This is a genomic window from Rhodopirellula sp. UBA1907 (assembly GCF_002337565.1).
Lineage (GTDB): Bacteria > Planctomycetota > Planctomycetia > Pirellulales > Pirellulaceae > Rhodopirellula > Rhodopirellula europaea.
This window is the reverse complement of sequence record NZ_DDGH01000074.1, coordinates 28,239-30,815: the sequence shown is the minus strand read 5'-3', so window position 1 is coordinate 30,815 and position 2,577 is coordinate 28,239. Positions and strand designations below refer to the sequence as shown.

Below are 2,577 nucleotides of genomic sequence, written 5' to 3'. Positions count from 1 at the left end.
TCACGTACATCAAACCCGCCGGCAAGCCGAAGTAAATCAGTCGCTTCATCATTCGACGGTTCAAACGAATGCCGCGAAGGATTCCATACCGCTCTCGTTCGACAGGCTTCATCAACAACACGGCATAGCAAACCGCTTTGAACCAAAACGACAACGTGCTGGCGATGGCGGCGCCGGCGATGCCCAGTTCCATGAACCGCAAGCCGGTCTCGGGATCGGGCGAGCCAACTCCAAAGATCAGGAACACGTCGAGCACCAAGTTCAACACGCCCGATGCCAACGAAACCAGCATGATCGTGCGAGTCCGGTGCGTGCCGCTGTAAAAACCCGAGAGCGCCGTTTGCAACACTTCGCCGGCACCACCCCACATCAAAATGCGAAAGTAAGCCGCCTGCATCGGAATCAGATGCTCGGGTTGGTCCGTGAATTGAAACAAGGACTCACCAAAGCTGCCCACCAAAATGAAAAACGGAAGCGTCGCGAGAGCGAACCAAGTCGCTTGCCAAAGCAATTGCCCGACTCGTTTGGGTTGATCCGCCCCAATGTATTGGCTGACAATCGCACTGGTCATCGACGCGATGCCGACGAAAACGCAAACACAAACCCAGAACAAATTTCCCGCCGCCATCGCTGCTCCCATCTGAGATGGCTCGTGCCATAGCAGCAGCGTTCGGTCGACAAACAGCACCAGCGAAAACATGCCGGTGCTGACCATCAACGGAACCGCAACGCGAAGAACTTCCTTGAGCGCGGAAATCATGAAAGGGAGATCGAGTGAGAGTGGATGTGCGTCAGGAAGCGGAGTGCGAGTCGAACCGTCGGTCACGCGAAAGGGTGCCGGGTTCGCGAAGAATTTGGAAGATGCGGCACTTGTTGTGATTCCGATTCGCGGGCGAGTCCTCCCGCAGGCGAATCAGACCATGCTGGCTCGGACTCAGGCAATGAGGACTCATCGCGTTCATCCGCCGGCAGGTTAAGCTAAATCGCATGAAACACTTCGCTCTGATATCACTAGCCGCCTTCGTCATCTTGATGGGGACATGTTGGATGACCAATCGGTTCGCTCCGCATTTGGTTCCCGACTCCCCCAGCTACACCGAGTACTCGTTCGAATCCGCCGAAGGAATCGCCACCCAAATCCGAACGCCCGGCTACCCGGCTCTCGTGCAATTCGCGAAAACGCTGGTAAACGCCAGTGCAGATCAAGGTTTTTGGACGAATCAAGCCTTGGTGATTCTTCACATCGCCTTGCAAGCCATCGCGGTCGGCTTTCTGGCGGTCGAACTGGCGGCCTGGAATTTTTCGCGGCGAACGATTGTCATCGCCGCCAGCGTTTTCGCGATCGGCTGCACATTCTGGGGTCACGTCAACACGATCGCGACGGATGCGCCCGCGATGTCGCTGGCCGCTTTGATCGGAATCGGTGTGCTGCGAATCTGGCGAACTGATTTGACACCGCGAATTTGCATCGCGATGGGCGTCCTGACCACCATCGTCATCGCCATCCGCCCCGCGTACCTGTTCCTGATCCCTTGGTTGATGCTCAGCGTCTTCGTGCGTCCGAACGTCATGTTTTCACGGCGTCTGATTCAAGCGATCGCGGTCGGCACCGTGCCCGTGATCGCCTTGCTCGTGTGGTGCACGTTTCGCGGGGTCACGGTGGACGACTTTGGCGTGCTGCCGTTTGGTCATCAAAACATGGCCGCCGTGACGACTCAGTTGCTCGACGTGGAAGAACTCGAGGCGTTGCCAGAACGACTGGGCGAACTTGGGAAAGAGATTGCCGATCGCCGCATTGAAATGGCAGCCGGTGACCGAGCTGCCGCCGATGGTTTGGACCTTCGCCCGATTGCCGATGCCGCCCCGCGAGCGGACTCGTACACGACGATCGAAAACCGATGGGACGCGATGACGTACATGGTTGTGATCCCAGCCGCCGAAGCAGTCGCGAAGCAGTCGCCGGAAGTTTCCGATAAGTCTCCTGGATTGCAACGAGTTCATCAGCACAAGTTGTTGGCCGAACTCGATCGAACGATCGTTCGCAGCTATCCCGTTCGATACATCCGCTGGATCGCACTTGCTATGCGCCGTGGTGTCTGGGGATCGGTGGCTGACATGCTGATGCATCCGATCTTTTTTGTCGTCACTGTTGGACTGGTCGTCGCCGCCTGTGTTGCATCGATCCGTTTCAATCCAATGAAGACGGCTGAACCATTTCGCGCACATGCATCCAACCGCGCCGGACTGGCCGCGTTGACTTGGTTGGCACTCAGCTACTGGCTGTGCAAGATCACGTTTGTGTCGCTGACGAGCCCGCCGATCGGACGCTTCTCCGACGCCGCCGCCGTGTGGTTGCCCGTTTGGATCGCCGTCATGCTGGCCAGTCAAATCCGCCAAAAACCACACCCCGCCCCGTAGGCCAGGTTCCACCTGGCAAGGTGAAACGCGTGGTCACAGCGGACTCGCTGAACGCTCAACAACGACCGCTTCATGTGGCTCGACAACGGACGCCACGCACGCAAACATTTGGGGACAAATGTTCTACACTGTCGATGCAATCCGTAGGCCAGGTTCCAC

Annotated in this window: 2 protein-coding genes; one reads left to right on the top strand and one right to left on the bottom strand. The window is 57.6% G+C overall.

The window, feature by feature from the left end; translation table 11 throughout:
* Positions 1-760: MATE family efflux transporter (locus tag B2R17_RS16215; protein ID WP_286764796.1), on the bottom strand; the 760-nt coding region annotated here is incomplete at its 3' end.
* A gap of 227 nt (positions 761-987) precedes the next feature.
* On the opposite strand from B2R17_RS16215, the gene B2R17_RS16210 reads away from it, so the two are divergent.
* The gene (locus B2R17_RS16210; protein WP_286764795.1) at positions 988-2,418 is read left to right on the top strand and encodes a hypothetical protein; all 1,431 of its coding nucleotides are present in this window, start codon (positions 988-990) and stop codon (positions 2,416-2,418) included.
* Positions 2,419-2,577: the final 159 nt, after the last annotated feature.

Bases quoted from the DNA above. Each gene is read 5' to 3' on its own strand.
- B2R17_RS16210 (WP_286764795.1), top strand. From the start codon at position 988: ATGAAACACTTCGCTCTGATATCACTAGCCGCCTTCGTCATCTTGATG.